The organism is Bacteroidota bacterium (assembly GCA_018816945.1).
Taxonomy (GTDB): Bacteria; Bacteroidota; Bacteroidia; order Bacteroidales.
Genome location: JAHIVC010000084.1, coordinates 1 through 5,357 on the forward strand (window position 1 = coordinate 1; position 5,357 = coordinate 5,357).

3 protein-coding genes are annotated in these 5,357 nt (G+C 36.8%); all 3 read right to left on the reverse strand.

From position 1 onward, the window contains the following. Nucleotides 1–102: 102 nt before the first annotated feature. Nucleotides 103–3,858: a hypothetical protein gene (locus tag KKG99_12580; GenBank protein ID MBU1013833.1), complete on the reverse strand. Its 3,756-nt coding sequence runs from the start codon at nucleotides 3,856–3,858 to the stop codon at nucleotides 103–105. 84 nt (nucleotides 3,859–3,942) lie between these two features. Next, nucleotides 3,943–4,872 (reverse strand): T9SS type A sorting domain-containing protein, encoded by a 930-nt coding sequence (locus tag KKG99_12585; protein ID MBU1013834.1) that lies wholly within the window; start codon nucleotides 4,870–4,872, stop codon nucleotides 3,943–3,945. A gap of 62 nt (nucleotides 4,873–4,934) precedes the next feature. Then, a complete protein-coding gene (locus KKG99_12590; GenBank protein ID MBU1013835.1) occupies nucleotides 4,935–5,153 on the reverse strand; it encodes a DeoR family transcriptional regulator in 219 nt (72 codons plus the stop codon). Between the last annotated feature and the right edge of the window lie 204 nt (nucleotides 5,154–5,357).

Genomic DNA, 5,357 nt, shown 5'->3' on the forward strand with positions numbered 1-5,357 from the left:
ATCATTTTCTGCAAGCTTTTGATATAAAATTACGCTTTTTCTTGCAGTTTTGAACATCAAAAAATATCAGTTATTAACATTAATATGTTGAATATCAACAATCTAAAATCTTATTAAGGATCGACTATTTAAACCATAATCATCCACAAAAAAATCAGCGTAGTTATTTGTGTTTTCATTACAGTAATATGCTAAACCTTCCCAACGGTTGTTAATCAAGAAATTTCTGCCATCCGAAAAGTTGGCATAACTTAATCCGTCAAAAGTGTTTCTATATACTTCGTTAACAGCTTCCGAGTTTTTGATGATAATACCAAAATAATCGGAAACAGACCCAACTGTGTACTTGCTGAAGTTGTTTTCCTCGAAAGCAAAACCGGTTACGTTATCTGTATAGATACCTGCCCCGCAATTCCAAAGATGGCCTATCTCAAAATCGGAAAACAACACGCTGGCATTGTTCATTTCCCGGGTTTTTACCCCGTAGGCATTGTTGGTAAAATCAGCCCGGTTTATACTAAATGTAACAGCACTATTACCATCATTAACCGCACTTACAGCACTGTAAAAGCCTGTAAAAGTGCATCGGTCGTAATCATCTTCGGGGCAGGGAGCCTGCTGTGAATTACAAATTGCGCTTACCCTGAAACGTGCATCGTAAGCTGCAATGGCATGATTCCAGGTGGAAACACCTTCAACGTTTTCGGCCAGGCTAAAATCACAGCCCTGAAAATCAATTCCTTTTACATGAGCCAGGTCAACATGCTTGTAAAATGTTTCATCGCCCAAATAATCTTCTGTTATTTCGAAGGAGCAATTTTTAAAATTGCTGTTGTAATCCATCTCTTGTCCGGGAACATAAGGATGAAAATTGCTGTAATGTAAAGCACGAACAGCTTTTGCATTGTTTCGGAAAACTACTTTTGTTTCTTCTTCATTTCCACCATTGGCATACACTATTCCACCGGTTGATGACCAGTTGCCTGGTTCCCACAAATCAATAGCTATAATTGCATTTTCTATTGTGGCGCCGTTGATTAGTCTAAGATATCCTTGTTGGTAATTTCCGTTTGCATCGGGGTATTGGTGGGCTGCTTTGTCGCCCCACACCTGGACGCCTTGCCAGTATTGGCCACAACCATTTTTTAGGGTACCACCATCAACAACTAACTTGCCGCCTTGCTTTACAATAATTTTACTATCCTTAGGAACATTTACTATTTCTTTAATGGTTAATTCTGCTCCTGATTCAATGATCAGTCCCGTGGATAATGACATAGACTTTTCCCAAACAATTGATTCACCTGAGCTTATTGTATAATAAACCTCATTAGCTGTAGGTTGCAAATCACCTTCCCACATCGTACGGCCATAAGTTGCTGCTCTCAACTTATTCTGACAATAATTAATATCCAATTCCATAACTCGTACATGTGGGAATTCTCCATATTCCTCCCAATCCTGCATGGTGGCATCTTTATAATATATGCCAGCATCGGTCGCAATGTAAAGTACATCATCAGAACCATATTGATAAACAATATTATTTACAGGTAGTTCTGGGAGGCTCTTGTTTGGATCAGCATCCTCCCACACAATGCCCCCAGTTGATGAATATGCAACCCTAATATCAATATTGTCATATCCTATTAATGTAATCCATACCCGATTAGGATTAGTTGGATGTACCGCAATGCCCGAAATGATTGGATAAATATCATTTCCCATACCAGGGTAGGTAATTGGCACATATCCAAGAATACCAGTATAGTCACCATCATTACCGCCGATAATTGTTTTATACATTTGCGGTACTAAAGGATCTCCATTTAAATCTGGTGAAACACCTCCGGTCGCAATATAAATATAATTAGGATCTGCATAGCAAAAATCCATTTCAGTGATTTGCCTTTTCCACCTTTGAGGCTCATATTTCCCAATATCGGAATCAATTTCCCATAGATCATTTGAAGTATGTCCGTCAGGCCAGTCATAAATTCTTTTATATATTTCACTAAAACTGAAGTAATCTGAATTATCATTTGGAAATGTTTTTAAACTAAATGTTTTTGGTATGTGACATAAGCTACTAGGGTCATACCCATCAAAAGGTCTTTTAGATGATTCAGTTGTTTTTTGACCAGTGGATAAATTAAACGAATAAAGTCTATTATCACTATTGCTAAGAAAGTACAAATCTTTATTTACACCAGATGACCTTGCTGAATAAGAATCTCCACCACCACTGATGAATCGCCATTCGTTATCCTTTTTGTAGTAATGAAAACAGTCTTGATTAGCAGTGAAAATTATATCTTTCTCGAATTCAGAATCATCAAAACTCCAATGCAACATATTCTGCAGACCGTTGTTTCTGAACTCCCATGAAGATGTAGCCCCATTCAGATCCCCAACTGAAAATCCTGCATGATGACCATAAAAAATAAGGGGATCTGTTGGCGGATAATATGGCGGGTACTCTAAAACATGACCATCTGCATAATATCCATTTCCTATATAACCTGCGTGAGAAACAGGCGGGTCTACCAAATTTTCTCTCCCATATACTCCATACCAATAAAAATAATATTCATCAGCATTTTTTGGAGATGCGGCTAAAGCAATCCACTCTTTGGCATTGTACCCAATTTTATGGCTTAGTTGATTCCAACTTCCATTATCACTATAATAAATATATGCTTCAGAATTGTCTGAACCTGGGTTTGGCCCCCATATGTATGCGAATAACCTATTGTCATTTGCTGGTGTAACCGCAATGTTTATGCGGTAAGGTTCAAAAGGTAATAAGACTGAAAAGTCAAGCCCTGTGCTTGATCCGGTCATAGTAGTCCATGTATCTCCTCCATCTGTACTCTTGAAAATATCCTGTGCACTCGCGTACAAAGTGCTGCTGCTTCCTGGTTTAAATTTTATACTTCTAAAATCCATATTATTGCCACTCGGCCCACTGAAGACTTTCTCCCAAACAGGATTTGGATCAAATGCGTTGGTTGTTCGGAACACTCCATTTGAAGTTGCAGCAAATACGATATCTGGATAATTTTGATCAATTTCCAGTTTTCTTACTGTTCCACCATTAATATAGAACTCCTGGAGAAATCCATCATTGATTTCATGCCACGATTCGCCATAATCTATTGAGCGGTACATACCTATGGTGTAAATGGGATTGGTGTTTCCCCAGTTTGGAGAATATGCGATTTCTACACCGCCATCCGCTACACCGGTTGCAATAATTATTTCTTGATTATTATTAGGGTTTACTACTACATCCGCAACTGAAGTTATGGGTAATGCATCTGTATTTACAACTTCCCATAAACCGCCATCATTTTCAGTTCGCCATAAACCACCAAAACCTGTGCAGGCATATATCGTTTGATTGAGTATCCCATAACCTGGATCAAATGTAATTCGATGTATTTGCCCAACACCATTTGAGGAAGAATTCACCGGACCATCCGATGGTCCTATGCAAACCCAATTGGGATTCTCAGATCTATTATCGACAGGCGTAAAAGACTGGGCATAGTCAATTATTGCTCTATTAGCAATACTGAAATCGCCATTTGGATAGAGTCTTTTACCCCATATTTGAGATAATCGCTCATGGGCAACTTTTTGACCACCTTCCGTTTCATCGTCAGGATTGTATCTATCAGAGTTATAAAATGCATTAAGATAATCGTAAAATGTTGCATCCTCTGGCAGATTAGCTACTTGTGAAACTGATTTTAACGGATTAAAAACTGTTAGACAAAATAACACTAAAATAATCCAGTTTTTTAGCATTGTAAAATGCTTTCTAATTTCAAAGAGACAATGGTCACTTTTCATTTTTCCTGTTTTTATGAGTTAGTATTTCATAAGCAGTAAGAATGAAGTAAAACAACTTTTACAAAATTTTAAAATACAAATACTCTATCTGCTTACAATTAATTTTTGTCTATTTATCAGCACTTCATTACTAAAATGACTAATAAAATACAATCCGGTAGATAAACTTCCAATATCAATATTTATGGTTTCATCTTGTGCATGAATGTATTTTCTTATTACAGTTTGACCTTGAATATTCATGATTTCAATTTCTCCAGCTATGCTTTTCTCAAAAAATGATATAGTCACTATCTGATCGGCTGGCGATGGATAAAACTGTAGAGTAGTCTCATTATGATTTATTTCAGGTACAGAAACGACTAGATCACATGGGGTCTCCCGACAGTAATAATATAAAAAAGTATGTTGGGTATATTTTTGATGACTTGATTTAACTGGTGTGAACATTTCTTCGAACAACCCATAGTAAGAACCCATACCCTCGTAATAATAATAAGGGTCAATTCCGTTTGAAAATATCCTTGTTTCAAATCCAAGATAAACACCAGAAGTTATTGCAGCTAAAATATATTCCGTAAAACCTGGTATCAGACAAAATCTGGCGGTGTCTCCAACTTGAACGGAAAAATCATATAGGAGAAAATCCTCATTTACCGGACAATAATAGCTATTGTATAAAAGAATTGCATATACTTTTTTATCAAAACTATCATCCCTGAGGAACCCGTAGAGTTCATAATCCCCGTTGGGAACAAATGGGGGTGGGGCATCAGTCGGCACTAATGAACGTCTGTATACTTTCGTGTAATCGAAATTTTCAATAGTTGTATCGCCTAATATAAAATATTCCCAGAGGTCATCAACAGTTTGGGGAGTATCAATATCATCATATCTTATTATCCATTGAACACCTTCTAATGACATAGGTATGTATTCCTGACTAATCGCTGGATTTTGTAATAGTATGAAGAAGAAAATCATTAGTGGAATTGAAAGAATTCTGTGTTTCATATTATTAAAATTTAAGCTGTTTGCAAAGTTACAGTGAGGAGGTGACAAATTATGTCACCCTATCATTTTTTTACAAAATATTTTCTTGGGACCTTGCAATAAGAAATATCGTGTCCTTGCTCTCGCAAAGTATTAAGCATTCTAATTATAGTCCTTTGGGAGCATCCAAATTTTTCACTTGCTTGTTTTAATGATAATAGTTGCCCTTTTTCAATCATTTCAAGCATATAGTTTAATCTTTCAGTGTAGGTCAAATAGTTCATGGTTATTTTGTTTTTCATTGCGTTGGCCTAAATTCAGGCTCTTTTGGTTTTTAATGTCGGCCTGTGTTTCAGAAAAAACCAAATGTGCCTGAATGTGCGCTGGCCTTCGCCTTGTTGCTAACGGCAGTCCGTCCAAAAACCTCCTGAGGCTTACAATTTTATCATCATAACCCTGCTAAATTAGCACATACGCTGGTTTAATAAAAGTTGTTTTTTCAGTCA

Bases quoted from the DNA above. Each gene is read 5' to 3' on its own strand.
- KKG99_12580 (MBU1013833.1), bottom strand. From the start codon at position 3,858: ATGAAAAGTGACCATTGTCTCTTTGAAATTAGAAAGCATTTTACAATG.
- KKG99_12585 (MBU1013834.1), bottom strand. From the start codon at position 4,872: ATGAAACACAGAATTCTTTCAATTCCACTAATGATTTTCTTCTTCATA.
- KKG99_12590 (MBU1013835.1), bottom strand. From the start codon at position 5,153: ATGAAAAACAAAATAACCATGAACTATTTGACCTACACTGAAAGATTA.